The sequence below is a fragment of the Bacillus sp. FJAT-49711 genome (assembly GCF_018343715.1).
Classification (GTDB): Bacteria; Bacillota; Bacilli; order Bacillales; family Bacillaceae_C; genus Lederbergia.
The window spans coordinates 1,165,898-1,186,905 of record NZ_JAGYPL010000001.1 but is presented as its reverse complement, the minus strand read 5'-3'; the positions used below and the strand labels follow the sequence as shown (position 1 = coordinate 1,186,905).

The 21,008-nt window shown below is 38.6% G+C and carries 16 protein-coding genes; 15 read left to right on the top strand and 1 reads right to left on the bottom strand.

The window, feature by feature from the left end:
• Nucleotides 1-189: 189 nt before the first annotated feature.
• The 9 genes from pyrR to pyrE all read left to right on the top strand — a co-directional run bounded on the left by pyrR (nt 190) and on the right by pyrE (nt 10,376).
• Entirely contained in the window at nt 190-735 is a 546-nt protein-coding gene (pyrR, locus tag KHA96_RS05720) for a bifunctional pyr operon transcriptional regulator/uracil phosphoribosyltransferase PyrR (RefSeq protein ID WP_213128292.1), read from the top strand.
• A gap of 139 nt (nt 736-874) precedes the next feature.
• Nucleotides 875-1,762: an aspartate carbamoyltransferase catalytic subunit gene (locus KHA96_RS05715; RefSeq protein WP_213128291.1), complete on the top strand. Its 888-nt coding sequence runs from the start codon at nt 875-877 to the stop codon at nt 1,760-1,762.
• An 11-nt stretch (nt 1,763-1,773) separates the two neighbouring features.
• Complete coding sequence (locus KHA96_RS05710; RefSeq protein ID WP_213128290.1) at nt 1,774-3,054, top strand: dihydroorotase; 1,281 nt, start codon at nt 1,774-1,776, stop codon at nt 3,052-3,054.
• Nucleotides 3,051-4,151, top strand: coding sequence for a carbamoyl phosphate synthase small subunit (locus KHA96_RS05705; RefSeq protein WP_213128289.1), 1,101 nt, complete (start codon nt 3,051-3,053; stop codon nt 4,149-4,151). The genes KHA96_RS05710 and KHA96_RS05705 overlap by 4 nt, the downstream gene beginning before the upstream one ends.
• A complete protein-coding gene (gene carB / locus KHA96_RS05700; protein ID WP_213128288.1) occupies nt 4,135-7,350 on the top strand; it encodes a carbamoyl-phosphate synthase large subunit in 3,216 nt (1,071 codons plus the stop codon). The genes KHA96_RS05705 and carB overlap by 17 nt, the downstream gene beginning before the upstream one ends.
• Nucleotides 7,347-8,129, top strand: coding sequence for a dihydroorotate dehydrogenase electron transfer subunit (locus KHA96_RS05695; RefSeq protein WP_213128287.1), 783 nt, complete (start codon nt 7,347-7,349; stop codon nt 8,127-8,129). The genes carB and KHA96_RS05695 overlap by 4 nt, the downstream gene beginning before the upstream one ends.
• Nucleotides 8,126-9,067: a dihydroorotate dehydrogenase gene (locus KHA96_RS05690; RefSeq protein ID WP_213128286.1), complete on the top strand. Its 942-nt coding sequence runs from the start codon at nt 8,126-8,128 to the stop codon at nt 9,065-9,067. Before KHA96_RS05695 ends, KHA96_RS05690 begins: the two co-directional genes overlap by 4 nt.
• Nucleotides 9,039-9,749 (top strand): orotidine-5'-phosphate decarboxylase, encoded by a 711-nt coding sequence (gene pyrF, locus KHA96_RS05685; protein ID WP_213128285.1) that lies wholly within the window; start codon nt 9,039-9,041, stop codon nt 9,747-9,749. Before KHA96_RS05690 ends, pyrF begins: the two co-directional genes overlap by 29 nt.
• A gap of 3 nt (nt 9,750-9,752) precedes the next feature.
• On the top strand, nt 9,753-10,376 hold the full coding sequence (gene pyrE / locus KHA96_RS05680; RefSeq protein WP_213128701.1) for an orotate phosphoribosyltransferase: 624 nt from the start codon (nt 9,753-9,755) through the stop codon (nt 10,374-10,376).
• 210 nt (nt 10,377-10,586) lie between these two features.
• On the opposite strand, the gene KHA96_RS05675 is transcribed toward pyrE, so the two are convergent.
• Nucleotides 10,587-12,299 carry an Rqc2 family fibronectin-binding protein gene (locus KHA96_RS05675; RefSeq protein WP_213128284.1) on the bottom strand — a complete coding sequence of 571 codons (1,713 nt, stop codon included), beginning with the start codon at nt 12,297-12,299 and terminating at the stop codon, nt 10,587-10,589.
• A gap of 639 nt (nt 12,300-12,938) precedes the next feature.
• Between KHA96_RS05675 and KHA96_RS05670 the strand changes: the two genes are divergently transcribed.
• The 6 genes from KHA96_RS05670 to priA all read left to right on the top strand — a co-directional run bounded on the left by KHA96_RS05670 (nt 12,939) and on the right by priA (nt 21,005).
• Nucleotides 12,939-15,620 (top strand): cation-translocating P-type ATPase, encoded by a 2,682-nt coding sequence (locus tag KHA96_RS05670; protein WP_349305686.1) that lies wholly within the window; start codon nt 12,939-12,941, stop codon nt 15,618-15,620.
• 331 nt (nt 15,621-15,951) lie between these two features.
• Nucleotides 15,952-16,212: an extracellular matrix/biofilm regulator RemA gene (remA, locus tag KHA96_RS05665; protein WP_213123159.1), complete on the top strand. Its 261-nt coding sequence runs from the start codon at nt 15,952-15,954 to the stop codon at nt 16,210-16,212.
• A gap of 12 nt (nt 16,213-16,224) precedes the next feature.
• Nucleotides 16,225-16,839, top strand: coding sequence for a guanylate kinase (gmk, locus tag KHA96_RS05660; protein ID WP_213128282.1), 615 nt, complete (start codon nt 16,225-16,227; stop codon nt 16,837-16,839).
• On the top strand, nt 16,840-17,049 hold the full coding sequence (rpoZ, locus tag KHA96_RS05655) for a DNA-directed RNA polymerase subunit omega (RefSeq protein ID WP_213128281.1): 210 nt from the start codon (nt 16,840-16,842) through the stop codon (nt 17,047-17,049).
• A 345-nt stretch (nt 17,050-17,394) separates the two neighbouring features.
• Nucleotides 17,395-18,603, top strand: a complete 1,209-nt coding sequence (coaBC, locus tag KHA96_RS05650; RefSeq protein ID WP_213128700.1) for a bifunctional phosphopantothenoylcysteine decarboxylase/phosphopantothenate--cysteine ligase CoaBC — start codon at nt 17,395-17,397, stop codon at nt 18,601-18,603.
• On the top strand, nt 18,600-21,005 hold the full coding sequence (priA, locus tag KHA96_RS05645; RefSeq protein WP_213128280.1) for a primosomal protein N': 2,406 nt from the start codon (nt 18,600-18,602) through the stop codon (nt 21,003-21,005). Before coaBC ends, priA begins: the two co-directional genes overlap by 4 nt.
• Nucleotides 21,006-21,008 lie beyond the last annotated feature (3 nt).

The window sequence follows — 21,008 nt, the reverse complement described above, 5'->3', positions numbered from 1 at the left end:
TGCGTAGAAGTAATATAGTGTTTATAGTTTAATAAAGCACCTTTAATTTAGTCCAGAGAGGCTGAGAAGGATACGACCTAATGTGCCGGTTATTTTTAACCGCGACACAATCATGATTTGGGATTAGTATACCCTCTTGCCTTTTGGCAAGAGGGTTTTTTACTTTGAACAATTAAGAGGTGAAGTGAAATGGTACAAAAAACAATTGTCCTAGACGAAAAATCAATTCAAAGAGCACTCACTCGAATTGCACATGAAATTATTGAACGAAATAAAGGGATCAATGATTGCATTCTCGTTGGAATAAAAACAAGGGGAATTTATATCGCTGATCGACTTGCAAAAAGGATTGAACAAATTGAAGGAATGCCTATTTCAGTCGGGGAACTGGATATTACATTATATCGAGATGATCTGACACCAAAAACAAAAGATGCTGAGCCTGAAGTAAAAGGATCCCATCTTCCAACCAATATCAATAATAAAAAAGTCATTTTAGTAGATGATGTTTTGTATACGGGCAGAACTGTCCGGGCTGCAATGGATGCTCTTGTGGACGTTGGTAGACCATCTGCCATCCAACTTGCTGTCTTAGTAGACCGCGGTCATAGGGAACTGCCGATACGTGCTGATTTTATCGGGAAAAACATTCCCACAGCAAGTATTGAAAGAATTGTTGTTGAACTTGCGGAATCAGATGGAAGCGATCAAGTAAGTATATATAAAAATGAATAATTCCCTTTTAAAAACGGTCCTGTGAGGCTGGCAAAGGGAGGATGGATGGAAGCTAAGTTAAGCTTCTTCTTTACTGAACCCCTCTTTGTCGAATATGGACTGGAGGGGTTTTTTTATAAAAGAGATGGAGGCAGAACGAATGAAAAATCATCTTGTAACAATGAATGATTTATCCACTGATGAAATAATGGAAATATTAGATTTGGCTGAGTCATTTTCAAACGGCGATCAATGGTCTCCAAATAAGAAAACATTTGCTGCGAATTTATTTTTTGAACCTAGTACAAGAACAAAAACTAGCTTTGATGTAGCGGAACGAAAACTTGGTTTGGATGTTATCCCTTTTGAAACGAATTGTTCCAGTCTGTTAAAGGGTGAGACCTTATACGATACCGTCAAAACACTAGAATCGATAGGAATTGATGTTGCGGTTATCAGACATGAAAAAGATCATTATTACGATGAATTAATAAATAAAGTTAATGTTAAAATCATAAACGGTGGAGATGGTTGTGGCCAACACCCGACTCAATCCCTATTGGATCTGTATACGATCAAGCAGGAATTTGGCACTTTCAAAGATTTGAAGGTTGGAATAGTAGGAGATTTAAGCCACAGCAGAGTAGCGAAATCAAACAGAGACGCACTAACAGCCCTAGGTGCAGATGTTATTTTTTCTGGGCCATCAGAATGGTTTATCGATTCAGAAACAGATATTAAATGTAATTTTAATATAGATGAAGTAGTGGAAACAGTTGATGTCCTCATGCTTCTTAGAATCCAATATGAACGCCATTTGAGCTATACAACCATTACAGCTGATGAGTATCATCAAAAATTTGGTCTAACAGAAGCAAGAGAGAAAAGGATGAAAAAATCAAGTATTATAATGCACCCTGCCCCTGTCAATAGAAATGTAGAAATTGCTGATAGTCTTGTTGAATGTGAGAGATCAAGAATCTTCAAGCAAATGGAAAATGGTGTGTATATTCGAATGGCAGTATTAAGAAAATTATTAGAACAATAGGGGGTTACATAATGAATTGGCTTATTAAAAACGCACGTACTATTAAAGGAAATTCAGAAACAATCGATCTTAGAATAAATGACGGGAAAATTGCTGAAATCGGAGAAAATCTAGTAAATCTAGGTGAAGAAGAATTCGATGCAACTGGATTAACGCTAGCTCCTGGATTTGTCGATCTTCATATCCATTTACGTGAACCGGGCGGCGAACATAAAGAAACGATTGAAACAGGGACGCTTGCTGCTGCAAAAGGCGGGTTTACGACTGTAGCGGCAATGCCTAATACAAAGCCAGTACCTGATAACGCAGAACAAATGAGATGGCTTGTAGATGAATGTAAAAAACGGGGGTCTGTAACAGTATTGCCTTATGCAGCTATTACGAAAAATCAAGAAGGAAAAGAACTTGTTGATTTTGCGGCGCTTAAAGAAGCAGGGGCATTTGCTTTTACAGATGATGGCGTCGGCATTCAAACTGCGGGTATGATGTATGAAGCAATGAAAAAAGCAGCTGAAGTAAATATGGCCATCGTCGCTCATTGTGAAGATAATTCATTAATTTACGGTGGAGCCATTCATGAAGGTGAATATTCAAAGCAATCGGGTATACCTGGAATCCCATCCATTTGTGAGTCGGTTCATATTGCTCGGGATGTCCTTCTCGCTGAAGCAGCAGGCTGCCATTACCATGTATGCCATATAAGTACAAAGGAATCGGTAAGAGCGGTTAGAGATGCAAAGAGAGCTGGTATACGAGTAACTGCAGAAGTATCACCTCATCATTTACTTCTATCTGATCAAGATATTGCAGGTGATGATACTAACTTTAAAATGAATCCACCGTTAAGGGGAATAGATGACCGTAAAGCCTTAATTGAAGGACTGCTTGATGGAACAATCGACTTTATCGCAACTGATCATGCGCCGCATGCAGCCGAGGAAAAAGCAAAAGGAATGAAATTAGCACCATTCGGCATCGTGGGTTTAGAAACAGCATTCCCGCTGTTAAACACACATTTTGTTGAAAAAGGCATCTGTACTTTGGAGCAGCTTGTCGATTGGCTGACGGGCATACCAGCAAAAACCTTTGGTTTGAAAAGTGGAACATTGGAAATTGGGCAAGACGCAGATATTACATTGCTTGACTTAGAGCTTGAAAAAGAAATTACCCCTGAGAACTTTGCTTCAAAAGGCAAAAATACGCCATTTGGTGGATGGAATTGTAAAGGATGGCCAGCAGCAACTTTTGTAAATGGCAAATTAATTTGGTCTGAAGGGATTGAAGGACAATGAAAAGGAAACTAGTACTTGAAGATGGAACAATCTTTATAGGAAAAGCTTTCGGCAGTGAGGTAGATACAATTGGTGAAGTTGTATTCCATACAGGAATGACAGGTTATCAAGAAGTAATCTCAGATCCTTCGAACTATGGGCAAATTATTACTTTTAGCTATCCATTAATCGGAAATTATGGCATCAATCGTGATGATTTTGAAAGCATTCAACCTGTCATAAAAGGAGTAGTTGTAAAAGAAGCAAGTGAGTTCCCTTCAAATTGGCGCAGCAATATGTCATTAGATGAATTTTTAAAGTTAAAAAACATTCCTGGTATTGCTGGAATTGATACAAGGATGCTAACAAGATTAATTAGAGATAAAGGGACATTAAAAGGCGCTATATGTGGATTTGAAGAGGATACAGCTACCATCGTTTCACAGATGCAAGCCGATGTACACTGCCATGAAGCAGTTAAAAAAGTATCAGTAACAAAACCATTCCCAAGTCCAGGACGTGGAAATAGTGTCGTCGTAGTAGATTTCGGAGTTAAACATGGAATACTGCGTGAGCTAACAGAGCGTGGCTGCGATATAAAAGTAGTTCCATATCATACGACTGCAGAAGAAATCATTTCCCTTAAACCTGATGGAGTATTGCTTTCTAATGGTCCAGGCAACCCAGATGATATTCATGAAGTTTGGGAAATTATTAATGAGATACAACAACATTTTCCACTTTTCGGAATTGGCCTAGGACATCAATTATTTGCACTTGCCAATGGCTGTAAAACCGAGAAGATGGCTACTGGCCATAGAGGATCAAGTTATCCTATTAAGGAGCTGGAATCAGGTAAAATCATCTTCACTTCTCAAAATCATGGGTACGAAGTAGTCGAATCATCTGTTGATTCCACAATTCTTACAATTACTCACAAAGCTTTAAACGGCGGCTCAATTGAGGGAATCAAGCATAATCAATTCCCAGCATTTTCAGTACAATATGAACCAGAAGCATCACCAGGATCAGAGGATGGAAAAAAAGCATTTGATCAATTCTTCAAAATCATGAATGAACAAAATGGAAGGGTGGAACAGCATGCCAAAACGTACTGATATAGAAAGTATTTTAGTCATTGGTTCAGGCCCAATCGTCATAGGACAAGCAGCGGAATTTGATTACGCAGGAACTCAGGCATGTCTTGCTTTGAAAGAAGAAGGTTATCGAGTAATCTTAATCAATTCAAATCCGGCAACAATAATGACTGATACTGAAATTGCAGATGCTGTATATATAGAGCCGATTACATTGGAGTTTGTATCAAGGATCATCCGTAAAGAAAGACCGGATGCCATCCTCCCTACATTAGGTGGACAAACAGGATTAAATATGGCAATGCAACTTGCAAAAGCAGGCGTTTTAGAGGAATGCAACGTGGAAATCCTCGGTACAAGACTATCCGCCATTGAACAAGCTGAAGACCGAGACCAATTTAGGGAACTAATGAATACACTGAATGAGCCTGTACCTGACAGTGATATTGTTCATACGCTTGAAGAAGCGATTGCCTTTACTGAACAATTTGGATTCCCGATTATCGTACGCCCCGCTTATACACTAGGTGGAACAGGCGGCGGTATTTGTGAGAATCTTGAAGAATTAAAAGAAATAGTGACAAGTGGATTAAAAAATAGCCCTGTCGGACAATGTTTAATAGAAAAAAGTATTGCAGGATATAAAGAAATAGAATTCGAGGTAATGCGCGACAGCAATGATAATGCGATCGTTGTATGCAATATGGAAAACGTTGATCCAGTCGGGATCCATACTGGTGATTCCATTGTAGTAGCTCCATGTCAAACATTGAGTGATAGAGAAGTTCAGATGATGAGAAATGCATCATTAAAAATCATTCGAGCGCTTGGAATTGAAGGTGGATGCAACGTACAGCTCGCGCTTGATCCTTATAGCTTTAATTATTATCTAATTGAAGTAAATCCGCGTGTGAGCCGGTCATCTGCACTTGCTTCAAAAGCTACAGGATTTCCAATTGCAAAGCTAGCAGCAAAAATTGCCGCTGGTTATACATTAGATGAAATTATGAACCCAGTAACGGAGAAAACATGTGCTTGCTTTGAACCGGGAATTGACTATGTTGTATGTAAAATTCCGAGATGGCCATTTGATAAATTTGAATCGGCGAATCGTAGACTTGGAACGCAAATGAAGGCAACAGGCGAAGTAATGGCGATTGGACGCACTTTTGAGGAATCATTATTAAAAGCAGTCAGGTCCCTAGAAAGCAATGTTTACCATTTGGCACATCCAGACGGAAGTCAGTATGATCGAGATTTCTTACAAACACAGATTGTAAAAGCAACAGATGAACGCTTATTTTATATAGGTGATGCGTTAAGACAAGGAATTTCCATCGAAGAAGTTCATGAGTGGAGTAAGATTGATCTTTTCTTCTTATATAAAATGGAGAAAATCGTAAAACTGGAAGAAAGTTTAAGAGAACAACCATTCAATGTTGAACTTGGAAGAATAGCAAAAGAATTGGGTTTTTCGGATAAAACGGTAGCCAAATTATGGGAAGCTGATGAAAAAACGGTATATGAATGGCGCAATGCGAATGGAATTATTCCAGTTTATAAAAAAGTGGACACATGCGCAGGTGAATTTGAATCAGATACTCCCTATTTTTACGGGACATATGAAACTGAAAATGAATCGATCAAAACAGATAAAAAGAGTGTTGTAGTAATAGGATCTGGTCCAATAAGGATTGGGCAAGGAATTGAATTTGATTATGCGACTGTTCATAGCGTATGGGCGATCCAAGAAGCTGGATATGAAGCGATTATTATCAACAGCAACCCTGAGACTGTATCTACGGACTTCAGTATTTCCGATAAGCTATACTTCGAGCCGCTCACGATTGAAGATGTTATGCATATTATCGATTTGGAGCAGCCAGAAGGTGTTGTTGTCCAGTTCGGTGGTCAAACAGCTATTAACCTAGCAGGTGCACTCGAAGAAAGAGGAGTAAAAATACTCGGTACATCGCTTGAAAGCTTAGATCGAGCCGAGAATAGAGATAAGTTTGAACAGGCATTATCAGATTTAGAAATACCACAGCCAAAAGGAAAAACAGCATTCTCTGTCGAAGAAGCAGTGAAAATTGCGACAGATATTGGTTATCCAGTATTAGTTAGACCTTCTTATGTACTCGGTGGTCGGGCGATGGAAATCGTCTATGAAGAGCATGAACTACTTCATTATATGGACAACGCCGTAAAAGTGAACCCCGACCAGCCAGTGCTCGTCGATCGCTATTTAGTCGGTAAAGAAATTGAAGTAGATGCGATTTCAGATGGAGAAAATGTACTTATCCCTGGGATAATGGAGCATATTGAAAGAGCAGGTGTCCATTCAGGAGATTCGATCGCAGTTTATCCACCACAAAATATTAGTGAAGAAATGAAAGGGAAAATTGTTGACTATACAATTAGGTTAGCAAAAGGTCTTGAGATTGTAGGACTTTTAAATATCCAATATGTCATTTCGCAAAATGAATTATATGTGATCGAAGTAAACCCTAGATCAAGCCGAACTGTACCATTTTTAAGCAAAATAACCGGGATTCCAATGGCGAATGTAGCTACAAAAGTGATTCTTGGTGAATCTTTACAGTCATTAGGTTATGAAACGGGAATTGCTCCAGAACAAAAAGGTGTTTATGTGAAAGTACCGGTTTTCTCTTTTGCCAAACTAAGAAGAGTGGATATTACGCTCGGACCTGAAATGAAATCAACAGGTGAAGTAATGGGTAAAGATAAAACGATGGAAAAAGCTCTTTATAAGGGTCTCGTTGCATCAGGTATGAACATTAGGACATACGGTACTGTTTTAATAACAGTCGCTGATAAAGATAAAAATGAAGCGCTAGAGCTTGCTAAAAGATTTTCCGCGATAGGCTATCGTATTATCGCGACGAGCGGAACGGCAGCTATCATTGAAAAAGCAGAAATAAAAGTCGAAGTTGTTGATAAAATTGGCTCAACTGGCCCAACGCTCATAGATGTGATCAGACAAGGAAAAGCACAAATTGTCATCAATACTTTAACAAAAGGTAAGCAACCAGAACGAGATGGATTTAGAATTAGACGTGAGTCCGTTGAAAATGGTGTAGCTTGTTTAACATCACTTGATACGGCTGAGGCGATCCTTGGGGTATTAGAATCTATGGTCTTTTCCGCTGAGGCAATGGGAAAAGGGGAAGTAGAGCTGAAAGAGGCGATGTATAAATGATTCATCAAGAAAAAATGCTAGTCATCTCCCAAAACCAAATAGCGAAAGACATTTTCGAGTTGACATTACAAGGGGATCTAGTAAAGGAAATGGATGAGCCAGGGCAATTTGTTCATATTAGAACAAACCCTGGGCTTGACCCGCTTTTACGTAGACCAATTAGTATTGCTTCGATTGAAAAGGAAAAGAATCAGTTCTCTGTCATATATCGAGCGGAAGGAAAAGGAACGAAACTTCTTTCTCTCAATGTGGAAGGCAGCCGATTGGATGTTTTAGGTCCGCTTGGTAATGGTTTTCCAATTGAAGAAATTACATCAGGTGAAACAGCCCTGCTTGTTGGGGGAGGTATTGGGGTTCCGCCATTATACGAACTTGCAAAACAGTTAAACAAACAAGGAACGAAAACTATTCATATACTTGGTTTTGAAACTGCTGGGAAGTCATTTTATGATGATAAATTCTCTGAACTAGGAGAAACATTTATAGCAACAGTAGATGGATCTCTTGGTACTAGAGGTTTTGTAACGAACGTCATTGATGAAAACAAAATTGACTTTGATGTTCTTTATTCTTGTGGCCCAACGCCAATGCTTAAGGCATTAGAAGAACGATTTAAAGGAAGAAAAGCCTACCTATCACTTGAACAGAGAATGGGATGCGGAATCGGAGCATGTTTTGCTTGTGTCTGTCATCTTGCTGATGATCCAACTGGTTCAAAATATGTAAAAATATGCAGTGATGGTCCTGTTTTTCCGATCGGGAAGGTGGTTTTAACATGAATCGACTACAAATAGAATTACCAGGGTTATCACTGAAAAACCCAGTTATGCCTGCTTCAGGCTGTTTCGGTTTTGGAAAAGAGTATAGCCAATTTTACGATTTATCCATTCTTGGAGCTATCATGATCAAGGCAACTACGTTAGAACCAAGATACGGAAACCCGACACCTCGAGTAGCAGAGACGTCAGCAGGTATGTTAAATGCCATAGGCTTACAAAACCCTGGGCTAGAAGGAGTCTTGGTAAATGAGCTTCCATGGCTTGAACAATTTGATGTTCCAATTATCGCGAATGTAGCTGGATCAGAAACTGAGGATTATGTGGAAGTCGCAGAAAAAATTTCTGCAGCGCGAAATGTGAAAGCTTTGGAATTAAACATTTCTTGCCCAAATGTGAAAAAAGGCGGAATTGCTTTTGGAACGATCCCTGAAGTAGCAGCAGAGTTAACAAAAAGAGTGAAGGAAGTATCTTCTGTTCCTGTTTATGTAAAATTGTCACCTAATGTTTCAGATATTGTTGGGATGGCTCAAGCTGTTGAAGAAGCTGGGGCAGATGGTCTTACAATGATTAATACTTTACTTGGCATGCGCCTCGATATTAAAACAGGAAAGCCTATATTAGCTAATAAGAGCGGTGGTTTATCCGGTCCTGCGATTAAACCTGTTGCGATAAGAATGATTTACGAAGTGAGCCAGAAAGTGAATATTCCAATTATCGGTATGGGTGGAATAGAATCTACAGATGATGTCATTGAGTATTTTTATGCTGGTGCAAGTGCAGTAGCTGTTGGAACAATGAATTTTACAGACCCATTTATTTGTCCACGCATTATTGAAGAACTTCCTAGTAAACTTGATGAACTTAACGTTACGCATATTAGTGAATTAACCGGAAGGAGTTGGAAAATGTATGGTGCAAAAGCCAATCATTGCTCTTGATTTTCCGGACCGAGTCTATGCCGAGCAATTTTTATATCAATTTCAAGGTGAACAGTTATTTGTTAAGGTAGGCATGGAATTATTCTATAATGAAGGCGCATCTTTCATTAATTGGTTAAAATCAGAAGGACATCAGATCTTTCTTGATTTAAAATTGCACGATATTCCAAATACCGTCTATAGTGCGATGAAAGTAATGGCGGGTCTCGGTGTAGATATGGTCAACGTTCATGCTGCGGGCGGTTCCAAAATGATGGAATATGCACTTAAGGGGTTAGAAGAAGGAACGCCAAAAGAAATGGAAAGACCGAAACTTATTGCCGTCACTCAATTGACAAGTACGAGTGAGGTACAAATGCAGACAGAACAATTGATAGATAGAAAATTAGAGGATTCAGTTATACATTATGCAAAACTTGCTTTTGAAGCGGGTCTTGATGGAGTTGTTTGTTCTGCTCTTGAAGCTGGAGAAATCTCGGATGCTACTAATAAAGCATTTTTAAAAGTTACTCCGGGAATTCGAATGATAGGTGATAACTCTCATGATCAGTCAAGGATCGTAACGCCATCTGGCGCTAGAAAACGGGGGGCTACCCATATTGTAGTAGGCAGGTCCATTACTCAAGCTGAAAATCCTTTGAAAGCTTATGAACGGGTGAAATATGAATGGGAGTTGAATTAAATGATTTCAGAAAAAATTGCTGAACAACTATTAGAAATAGAAGCAGTATTCTTACGTCCAAATGATCCATTCACTTGGTCCTCCGGATTAAAATCTCCAATCTACTGTGATAATCGAATGACACTTTCATATCCAACATTAAGAAAAGAAATTGCAAAAGGACTAGTAGAATTAATTAAAGCAGAATTTCCAAATGTCGAGTTAATTGCTGGAACGGCTACAGCTGGAATTCCTCATGCAGCATGGGTAAGTGATCTTTTAGAATTGCCTATGTGCTATGTCAGATCATCAGCGAAAAGCCATGGAAAAGGAAATCAAATCGAAGGGAAGTTTATTGAGGGGCAACAAGCAGTTCTAATCGAGGATCTGATTTCTACGGGAGGAAGTGCTATTGCAGCGGCAGAAGCACTCCGCTCAGCAGGTGTTGAAGTTCTGGGAATTGTGTCTATTTTTACATATGAGCTGGACAAAGGAAAACAACGATTGGAAGAAGCGGAAATAAAAACAGTTTCATTGACTGACTACAGCAGTTTAATTAATGCGGCATTGAAAAAAGGCATTATTGCAGAAAAGGATGTAGCTTTATTGGAAAGTTTTAGAGAAAATCCTGAAGGTTGGGGTAAGTAGGGGTCATATCCAATCTATTAGTTTCTGTAAAATATCATTCGATGCTAATTCTCGATGAAAGCCAGCAAATATCGACTTTCGTCGAGAATTAAGCATCCAATCTTATGGAATCTAGTTAATGGAGAAGCACCAACATTTTATTTTCTCAATAGAAACAACATTAAACTGTATATTTTCAAGCAGGACATTCCAATAGACTTGCTTGTTTTTTTATGTTCTTTGCATGTTCTTCACTCTATCTTCATCAGGAGTAACATATACTGTCTGTTGATTATCGTATATAACAAATCCGGGTTTTGAGCCATTTGGCTTTTTCACATGTCTTATTTTAGTAAAATCGACTGGCACGGATGCTGAGTTCTTGGCTTTGCTGAAGTACGCAGCTAACATAGCGGCTTCGAAAATGGTTTCTTCAGTTGGCTCTTTACTGCGGATGACAACATGCGAGCCAGGGATATCTTTCGTATGGAACCAGATTTCATCTCGGCCAGCTAGTTTATTCGTTAAGAAATCATTTTGTTTATTATTTTTCCCAACGAGTATTTCGGTGCCATCTGACGCTTCGAAGCGATCAATGATTGGTTTGGCGTTCGGATTTTTTCTTTGTCCTCTTTTATGCCTTAATCTTAAGTAGCCTTGTTCTGCCAATTCCTCACGAATTTCTTCGATGTCTCTAGTCGACGCCGATGTAAGTTGTTGCAGCAACCCGTCAAAGTAAGAAATTTCATCATCGGCCTTGCTAATTTGCTCCTCTACTACTTGTACGGAATTTTTAGCTTTTTGGTATTTCGTATAATAGCTTTGAGCGTTTTCTGATGGACTTTTTCTCGGGTCTAGCACTATATTCATTTGTCCACCGTTTTCATCATAATAATTGATAACAGTTATTTCCTTCATCCCTCTTTTAACGAGATGCATATTTGCAGTAAGTAATTCTCCAAGTAATTGATACTCATCTGCTTTTTCAGCGGCTTCTAATGTAGCCTGAAGTTTTTTCACTTTCGATTCATTTTTATTTTTTTCATTTTTCATTAATCGCTCAAGATCAAAAGCCTGCTGCTTTACGCGATCCCGATCTGCCTTGCCAAAATAAAAGCGGTCGAGCATCTCGCTTAATGAAGCAAACTTTTTATGCTCACCATTTAAATGAGTAAAAGGGAATAAATAAAACTGCTCTTTATCATTTGCAATTGTAATAGCAGGATCATAAAGATGATTTTTTATTTCATCCATTAGGGAAACAAACGTCTTTGGGACGGTTTCTCTATTCGCAAGCCCAGCTTTAAAAATCAATTCTTTAGCACAAATAGGTGAAAAACCAGAAAAATGCTCGACTATTTGTTTGTCTAGCTTTCCACTATTAAAATCTACTTTTTTAAGGATATCCTGTTCTGATGCAGAAAACGGATTTGATTTATTCTGAGCAGGAGGAGAAATAAAAGTTGAACCAGGCAAAATCGTCCGGTAACTATTTAGTGCTGCAGGAATATGCTTAATGCTATCGATGATCTTTTCCTTTTCTTTATCAACTAAAATAATATTGCTATGTCTCCCCATAATTTCAACAATTAATTGTTTATAAGACTCATCACCGAGCTCATCGCGCCCACGCAACTCGAAAATAATAATCCGATCCATCTCCGCTTGTTTAATATCTTGTATAATGGCGCCTTCTAAATGCTTTCTTAACATCATACAAAACATTGGCGGTTCATTTGGATTATCAAAACTATCCTCTGTTATTTGCACTCTTGCGTAGGTTGGATGAGCGGATAAGAGAAGCTTATGATTCTGTCTTCCGGCTCTTATAACCATTACTAATTCATTTTTATATGGCTGGTGTATTTTTCCAATCCTTCCCCTTGACAGGGCAGCTTTCAATTCATGCACCATAGCCCGTGTGAAAAAACCATCAAATGGCATATAAAACATCCTCTTTCTAATTTCTCTTCTTGTCTAGCTCCAGCGCCTATCGACTAGCAAACTTCTTGCCCTTCTCTTTTGCGTAAGTCAACATTAGGTTAAATTTGAAGTGCCAATTTCACTAGGTGAAATTTGAAGTGCCAATTTCACTAGGTGAAATTTGAAGTGCCAATTTCACTAACTCGTCTTTTCTAGCTGCACTCGCCAGCCCCTCGAGGTCAATAACCCGAGTCAATATAAGTCAAAATCCAGACTTTTTTTGCCACAGAACACTTGCTTGTCGGAGGCCCACAGGATGTGGGGCAAGAAGGCGTTGCGACGTACACGGATGTCCTAGTGCAGGCAAAGCGACAGGACGTCGATGCCTGAGCCTGCAACAGGACGTTGCGCATTTAGCCTTCCTTCCTCTTCAGGCGACTTCCACTTTTCCAACCTCGTCGTGTTTCTTTTATCTCAGTCAGAGGCCGAAAAAAGGAACGTCGCCTAAATTTGCCATGTCCTCTGGGCATGTACGTCGATTGGCAAGGCACTTCCGCTTTTCTTTTGAAAATTATATCATGAAATACGGAAACACTGAATAAACTTCCTACTATAATAGGACAACTTCTGTTTGTCGGGGAGGAAGAGAGTGATGGCCGCGTGTTGTATCATGGGATGAAAGAATCCGAAGTAGAACAATCTTTAAATACAAATATTAAAAAAGGATTATCAGAAAAAGCAGTCGATGCGCGCAGAAAAAGATTCGGGTGGAATGAATTATCAGAAGGCGAGAAGCAATCAGCTATCCTTCTTTTCTTTAGCCAATTTAAGGATTTTATGGTGCTTGTTTTATTAGGGGCTACCCTTCTTTCAGGTCTTCTTGGTGAATATGTTGATGCCATCGCTATAATGGCGATCGTCCTTATTAATGGGTTGTTAGGTTTTTTTCAAGAAAGAAAAGCGGAAAGATCATTACAGGCATTAAAAAACTTATCGGCGCCGCAAGTAAACGCACTACGCGATGGAAAGTGGATGAAAATCAATTCCCGTGAAGTCGTACCAGGGGATATTTTGAAATTTACAAGTGGAGACCGAATGGGGGCAGATGTTAGAATCATCATTGCCAATAATCTAGAAATAGAGGAGTCAGCGTTAACGGGAGAATCGATTCCTACAGCAAAACATACGTATCCAATCGAAGATGAATCTCCTAATCTAGGAGACATGAATAATATGGGGTTCATGGGCACTCTTATCACTCGTGGAAACGGAATTGGTATCGTCACATCGACTGGAATGTCTACGGCAATGGGGAGAATTGCCGATATGATACAGTCAACTATTTCTATAATGACACCATTACAAAGACGATTAGAGCAGCTCGGAAAAATATTGATTACAGTAGCTTTATTCTTAACATTACTAGTCGTTGCTGCAGGAATCATTCATGGACATGATGTTTATACAATGTTCCTCGCTGGAGTATCCCTGGCAGTAGCCGCTATACCTGAAGGCTTGCCAGCCATTGTTACAGTCGCTTTATCATTAGGGGTACAGAGGATGATCAAAAAGAATGCGATTGTCCGCAAGCTTCCAGCGGTTGAGACCTTAGGCTGCGCTTCGGTCATTTGTTCAGACAAAACGGGAACGATGACTTTAAATAAAATGACCGTTACTCATCTTTGGAGCGGTGGTAAAACTTGGTTTGTAAAAGATGATGATCATGAAACAACAGCTGGGAAGTTTTTTGAAAAGGAAAAATTAGTGGATCCTCTTAAAGAAAAGTCAATTTCCCAGCTGCTTTCCTTTGGGGTGCTGTGCAATGATACTGAATTGGTTTACCAAAAAGATACTATTGCTATAGATGGTGATCCAACTGAAGGTGCTCTGCTTTTCTCTGCTATGAAGGCGGGAATGCATAAGGATAAACTGACTAAACAATTTACAATAGAAAAAGAGTTTCCTTTTGATTCATCTAGAAAAATGATGAGTGTAATCGTAAAGGATGAGAATGGAAAAAGATTTTCGATTACGAAAGGTGCACCAGATGTATTAATTGAAAAATGTGAATCGATTTTATGGGAAGGAAAGCAACGGTTATTAAGTGGTCAATTAGTAAAAGAAGCGAAAGTAGCGGTGGACAATCTTGCAGCTCAAGCTTTGCGTACAATAGCCATTGCTTTTAAGCCAATACACTCAAACCACATACCGCAAAAGGAAGAAGAAGTGGAAAAAGGATTAACGTTTATCGGGTTGCAAGGGATGATTGATCCCCCTCGCCCCGAAGTGAGAGCTGCAGTAGCCGAATGTAAAACGGCAGGGATCAAAACAGTCATGATTACTGGAGACCATAAAGCGACAGCCTGTGCCATCGCTGAACAGCTTGGAATTCTCGGTTCAAAAGACCAAGTGATGGATGGCCAGCTGCTAAATGAGTTATCAGTTGAAGAATTAGAAAATGTCGTAGAAAATGTCGCCGTTTTTGCTAGGGTCACACCAGAACATAAATTAAAAATTGTGAAAGCTTTTCAAAACCGAGGTCATGTCGTTGCGATGACTGGGGATGGCATTAACGATGCACCTGCTATTAAAGCAGCTGATATCGGGATTGCCATGGGGATCACAGGAACGGATGTAGCAAAAGAAGCTTCCTCTCTCATTCTACTTGATGATAATTTCGCTACGATAAAAGCAGCTATAAAAGAAGGGCGAAATATTTACGAAAATATTCGGAAGTTTATCCGTTATTTACTAGCTTCAAACGTCGGAGAAATTTTAGTAATGCTTTTTGCGATGCTTATGTCACTGCCGCTGCCACTCGTTCCAATTCAAATACTTTGGGTGAACCTAGTGACGGATGGCTTACCAGCGATGGCATTAGGTTTAGATCAGCCGGAAGAAAATGTAATGAAAAGAAAACCGCGCCATGTTAAAGAAGGTGTTTTCGCTCGAAAACTAGGCTGGAAAATTATTTCAAGAGGCTTTCTAATCGGGATTGCCACCTTGATAGCCTTCATCGCCATCTACAATAGAAATCCTAATGACTTGCCTTATGCGCAGACAGTTGCATTTGCTACACTTGTTATGGCTCAGCTTATTCATGTATTTGATTGCAGAAGTGAAATATCTGTCTTTTCAAGAAATCCATTTGAAAATAAATACTTAGTATGGTCGGTCATCTCCTCAGCCGCACTCATGGTTGCGGTTATATATGTACCAATGCTGCAACCGATTTTTCATACTGTATCTATTAAAGCGATTGACTGGTTATTAATAATAGGGATGAGCGCATTACCAACTTTTTTACTAGCAGGATCATTTTTTATAAGAAAAAAGAAATGACTTATGATATAATTCTAAAGGTGATAGAGGATTCTCTATTGCCTTTTATTTATTTTTAATTAATACATTATAAATTGGATACTTTGTGAATAACTTTCTAGGAAAAAGTTTCAGTCAAGCTCTCGCGCCAAGCTACTAGCAAATTTTCGTTTACTGTTTGCATAAGTTAACATCGGCTCGTTCCTCGCCGTGTTTCCTTTATCTTGTCAGAACGTTAAAATCTTGTACGTTTCTAAACAGGTGCTTGCGCTTTTGATTTGACCAGTCAAAAGATTTTTAACATGAGTATAGAAATAAAGAAAAAAACCGATAGTTAGATTGGGGGAGCAATATGTCAATTAAGCTCTTAAACATAGGTTTTGGTAATATCGTTTCAGCAAATCGTATTATATCAATAGTAAGACCTGAATCTGCACCTATCAAAAGGATCATTCAAGACGCGCGTGATCGTGCTACATTAATAGATGCTACATATGGAAGACGGACGAGGGCAGTTATTATTATGGATAGTGAACATGTCATACTTTCAGCAGTACAGCCAGAAACGGTGGCACAGCGATTATTTGGGAAAGATGACAATGAAGAAGGGTAGGAATAAAGCACAATGAAAGAAAAAGGATTGCTGATTGTACTTTCCGGACCTTCTGGTGTAGGAAAAGGAACAGTGAGGCAGGCGGTATTTTCTCGTCCGGATGCCAAATTTGAATACTCCATTTCTATGACGACGAGAAAACCACGAGAAGGGGAAGTTGACGGAGTTGATTACTTCTTCAGAAGTCGTGAAGAATTTGAACAATTAATTAAAGAAGGCAAATTATTGGAGTACGCCGAATATGTCGGGAATTATTATGGGACACCACTTGAATATGTAAATGGAACACTTGCGTCGGGGAAAGACGTCTTTCTGGAAATAGAAGTGCAAGGTGCTAGGCAAGTTCGTGAAAAAGTTCCCGATGGATTATTTATTTTTCTCATGCCGCCTAGTCTCAATGAACTTGAAAGTAGAATTGTTGGAAGAGGAACAGAATCTATGGAATTAATACATAATCGTATGGAAGCAGCAAAAAGGGAAATAGAATTAATGAGCCTATACGATTATATTGTTGTAAATGACCATGTAGATTCAGCAGTTGACCGCATAAATGCAATTGTCCTTGCTGAGCATTGCCGTAGTGAGAGGGCAGCTTCGAAATACATAAAAATGCTGGAGGGAAAATAAATGCTATACCCATCAATTGATAAATTAATGAACGTTATTGACTCTAAATATTCACTTGTAACCATTTCCGCTCGCCGGGCCCGTAATTTTCAAGAAGAAGAAAATCCAAAGATGGAAAAATATCGCTCACATAAATATGTAGGTAAGGCGCTTGAAGAAATTTATGGCGGTATAATAAAACTAAAAAAGACAGAAGAAGACAAAGCATAGTACAATTTTGATGGCAACCTATTATTGGTTGTCTTTTCTTTTATTTTGAGTCAATAATAATAGAAAAGGATGTTCAAAAAGTCCGAGAAAAATGACACATTGAATTTCTTCATTGGCTTGTTTCTCCACTGCTCACAAATCAGGATGATAAAATCGCCTATATTTTATGGCGACGAAAAAAAATTCAGACATCCTATGCAAGTCAGATGCTCGAACTGCGCCGCCTTGAACTTACTAGTTTCGACGTTGCTGACAGTGTTCCAGCGAAGTTATTCGATATGTTCCTTTTTATTCTCCTTTTTGAATACACGTTTTTAATGAAACTGTTTAGAGATAGGAGTTAATATAATGAACGGGAAAAATATCTTATTATGCGTAAGTGGAGGAATTGCAGTTTATAAGGCTTGTACACTTACAAGCAAGCTCGTACAAAGTGGCTTTAATGTGAAGGTCATCATGAGTGATTCAGCCGTAAAATTCGTATCTCCTCTCACTTTCCAAGCTTTGTCCAGAAATGAAGTATATACTGATACGTTTATTGAAAATAACCCAAAAGTCATTGCTCATATTGACCTCGCTGATTGGGCAGATCTTATTTTAGTCGCTCCTGCGACAGCAAACATGATCGGAAAATTAGCAAATGGTATAGCGGATGATATGATTTCAACCACTTTACTTGCGGCAACAGCACCTGTTTGGATCGCTCCAGCTATGAATGTTCATATGTATAATCATCCTGCATTACAAAAAAACATTAATACTCTGTTTAATTTCGGACACCGATTCATTGAGCCGAGTGAAGGATATTTAGCTTGCGGCTATGTTGGAAAGGGAAGACTGGAAGAACCGGAAGCAATAGTAGAGTTAATCCATTCACATTTCGGACCGCAGTTCTTACCATTAAAAGGAAAGAACATTTTGATAACAGCAGGTCCTACGAAAGAAAAAATCGATCCTGTACGATATCTAACAAATCATTCTAGTGGAAAAATGGGCTATGCTCTTGCTGAGGAAGCAGTAAAAATGGGCGCTGCTGTTGTCTTAGTCTCAGGAGCTGATAACCTTCAGACTCCAAATGGTGTAACTTTTGTTAAAATTGAAAGTGCAGAAGATATGTACAAAGCTGTAATGAAATATTATCAAAACGTCGATATCGTTATTAAAAGCGCCGCTGTAGCAGATTACAGGCCGAGTAAAGTTTCTGATAAGAAAGTGAAAAAAAAGGATGGAAACTTAATGATAGAATTTGAGAGAACAAATGACATTTTACAGGAATTAGGTAAAAATAAAGTCCATCAATTTCTAGTTGGGTTCGCTGCAGAGACACATGATATGGAACAGTACGCACTAAATAAGCTTGAAAGAAAAAATTTAGATATGATTGTTGCCAATAATGTTCTAGAATCTGGAGCGGGATTTTCAGGTGATACTAATATCGTTACAATATTTCATAAGGATCATTCAATCAAAAAGCTTCCTATGTTAAGCAAGCATGAAACAGCGAAAGAGATTTTAGAAGAAATTATATCGAAAAATGGAGACTTTAAACAATGAACATAGCTACAGTCATTGTAGATGTGCCCACTCTTGGAACAGATAAAGAATTTGATTATCTTGTTCCTGAGAAATGGCTTGGGATCATAGAACCAGGGATGAGGGTGGCGGTTCCATTTGGACCAAGAACGATTCAAGGATTTGTTACTGGATTAAAAAGTAACAGCCCTTTTATAAAAAAGTTAAAAGAGTTAAAAGAGCCGCTTGATTTAACACCTGTCCTGAACGAGGAATTGCTTGCACTTGGAGATTGGTTGGCGACTGACACACTTTCTTTTAAAATTTCATGTTTTCAAGCAATGCTGCCAGCAGCTATGAAAGCAAAATATGAAAAAAGATTTCGGCGATTGAATATGGAAGATAATCCATTTCTGGACGAACTGTTTGTCGGGCAAACAGAAATATCTTGGAGAATGGCGGAGGAACAAAATTCCCTTCCAGCTATTCGTGAAGAAATAACGAAAGGTAATGCCGAAGTAATATACGATGTTAAAAGTCGCGCTAGAAAAAAAATAGTTAAAGTCTATCAAACTATAATGGAAAATGAGGATATTTTAGCTTTATTGAATTCTCTGCCATCAAACGCTAGCAATCAAAAGAGGATTTTAGAATACGTTTTAAAGCGACAGGCTATTCAATATACTGCCAAAGAGCTAACTGAAACAGAGGTGCCACATTCATCTATTCAAGCGTTGGTGAAAAAAGGTGTTTTTTTTGAAAAAAATGAGGAAGTTTATCGTGATCCGTTTGAACATAAACAATTTGCGCGTACTCAGCCTCTCCAACTAACGAAAGAGCAGAATGATGCAATTACGCCAATTTTATCTACGATTGAATCAGGATTATATGAAACATTTCTTTTATACGGTGTAACCGGTAGTGGTAAAACTGAAATTTATTTACAATCCATTCAAAAAGTATTAAATAAAGGGCAGGAAGCAATTGTTCTTGTGCCTGAAATCTCTCTTACTCCACAAATGGTTGATCGATTTAAAAGTAGATTCGGCGATGATGTAGCAGTCTTGCATAGCGGACTTTCGATTGGAGAGAAATATGATGAGTGGAGAAAAGTGCAAAGAAAAGAAGCAAAAGTTGTAGTTGGAGCACGTTCCGCAGTGTTCGCTCCTTTTGAAAACTTAGGTATCATTATTATCGATGAAGAACATGAAACTAGTTATAAACAGGAGGAATTACCGCGATATCATGCAAGAGATGTTGCAATCTATAGAGCTAAGCACTATCAATGCCCAGTCATTCTTGGGAGTGCAACCCCTTCTCTCGAAACTTTTGCAAGAGCTCAAAAAAAAGTGTATCACCAGTTAACATTATCAAAAAGGATGAATAATAGAGAACTTCCACCTGTTTCAATCGTCGATATGCGTGAGGAAATGAGAGATGGAAATCGATCTATGTTTTCAAGAGAATTGCATGAAAAACTTGAAGAACGCTTAAATAAAAAAGAACAAACCATTTTATTCCTAAATAAAAGGGGACACTCATCATTTATGATGTGCAGGGACTGTGGCTATGTCATGCAATGTCCTCATTGTGATATCTCTTTAACCTATCATCAATATACGAATGAAATGAAATGTCATTACTGCGGATATAATACGATCGTCCCAAACACTTGCCCTGAATGCTCAAGCAATCATATTAGGTATTTTGGAACGGGTACTCAGAAAGTGGAAGAAGAATTATATAAAATTTTTCCTGGGTCTAGAGTCGTTCGTATGGACGTCGACACAACAGGACGAAAAGGAGCACATGAAAAACTTTTAGAACATTTTCAATCTGGAAATGCGGATATTTTGCTCGGGACGCAAATGATTGCAAAAGGGCTGGATTTTCCAAATATTACTCTAGTTGGAGTTCTAAGTGCAGATACAATGCTTCATTTACCTGATTTTAGAGCAAGTGAAAAAACATTTCAGCTCCTTACCCAAGTGAGTGGCAGGGCAGGCCGCCATGAGTTGAAAGGGGAAGTAGTTATCCAAACATATACTCCGGAACATTACAGTATTGAGTATGCCGGAAAGCAGGATTATAATCGCTTTTATCATCAAGAAATGCTCATGCGCAAGGTCGGGTCGTATCCACCATTTTACTATTTAACTCTTATTACGATCAGCCACGAAGATTTAATGAAAACAGTTTCGACGACTGAAAAAATTACAAAATATGTCCAGTCTAGAATTTCTGAAGAAGCGATTATTCTCGGTCCGGTTGCATCGCCGATTCCACGCATCAATAATAGATATCGATATCAATGTTTGATAAAATACAAACATGAACCAGAATTAAAACCAACATTACAAAAAGTATTGGAACATTATCAACAACAGTTCATTAAAGAAGGTTTGGCTATCTCAATAGATGTAAATCCTTATATGATGATGTAACCG

Bases quoted from the DNA above. Each gene is read 5' to 3' on its own strand.
- pyrR (WP_213128292.1), top strand. From the start codon at position 190: ATGGTACAAAAAACAATTGTCCTAGACGAAAAATCAATTCAAAGAGCA.
- KHA96_RS05715 (WP_213128291.1), top strand. From the start codon at position 875: ATGAAAAATCATCTTGTAACAATGAATGATTTATCCACTGATGAAATA.
- KHA96_RS05710 (WP_213128290.1), top strand. From the start codon at position 1,774: ATGAATTGGCTTATTAAAAACGCACGTACTATTAAAGGAAATTCAGAA.
- KHA96_RS05705 (WP_213128289.1), top strand. From the start codon at position 3,051: ATGAAAAGGAAACTAGTACTTGAAGATGGAACAATCTTTATAGGAAAA.
- carB (WP_213128288.1), top strand. From the start codon at position 4,135: ATGCCAAAACGTACTGATATAGAAAGTATTTTAGTCATTGGTTCAGGC.
- KHA96_RS05695 (WP_213128287.1), top strand. From the start codon at position 7,347: ATGATTCATCAAGAAAAAATGCTAGTCATCTCCCAAAACCAAATAGCG.
- KHA96_RS05690 (WP_213128286.1), top strand. From the start codon at position 8,126: ATGAATCGACTACAAATAGAATTACCAGGGTTATCACTGAAAAACCCA.
- pyrF (WP_213128285.1), top strand. From the start codon at position 9,039: ATGGTGCAAAAGCCAATCATTGCTCTTGATTTTCCGGACCGAGTCTAT.
- KHA96_RS05675 (WP_213128284.1), bottom strand. From the start codon at position 12,299: ATGCCATTTGATGGTTTTTTCACACGGGCTATGGTGCATGAATTGAAA.
- remA (WP_213123159.1), top strand. From the start codon at position 15,952: ATGTCAATTAAGCTCTTAAACATAGGTTTTGGTAATATCGTTTCAGCA.
- gmk (WP_213128282.1), top strand. From the start codon at position 16,225: ATGAAAGAAAAAGGATTGCTGATTGTACTTTCCGGACCTTCTGGTGTA.
- rpoZ (WP_213128281.1), top strand. From the start codon at position 16,840: ATGCTATACCCATCAATTGATAAATTAATGAACGTTATTGACTCTAAA.
- priA (WP_213128280.1), top strand. From the start codon at position 18,600: ATGAACATAGCTACAGTCATTGTAGATGTGCCCACTCTTGGAACAGAT.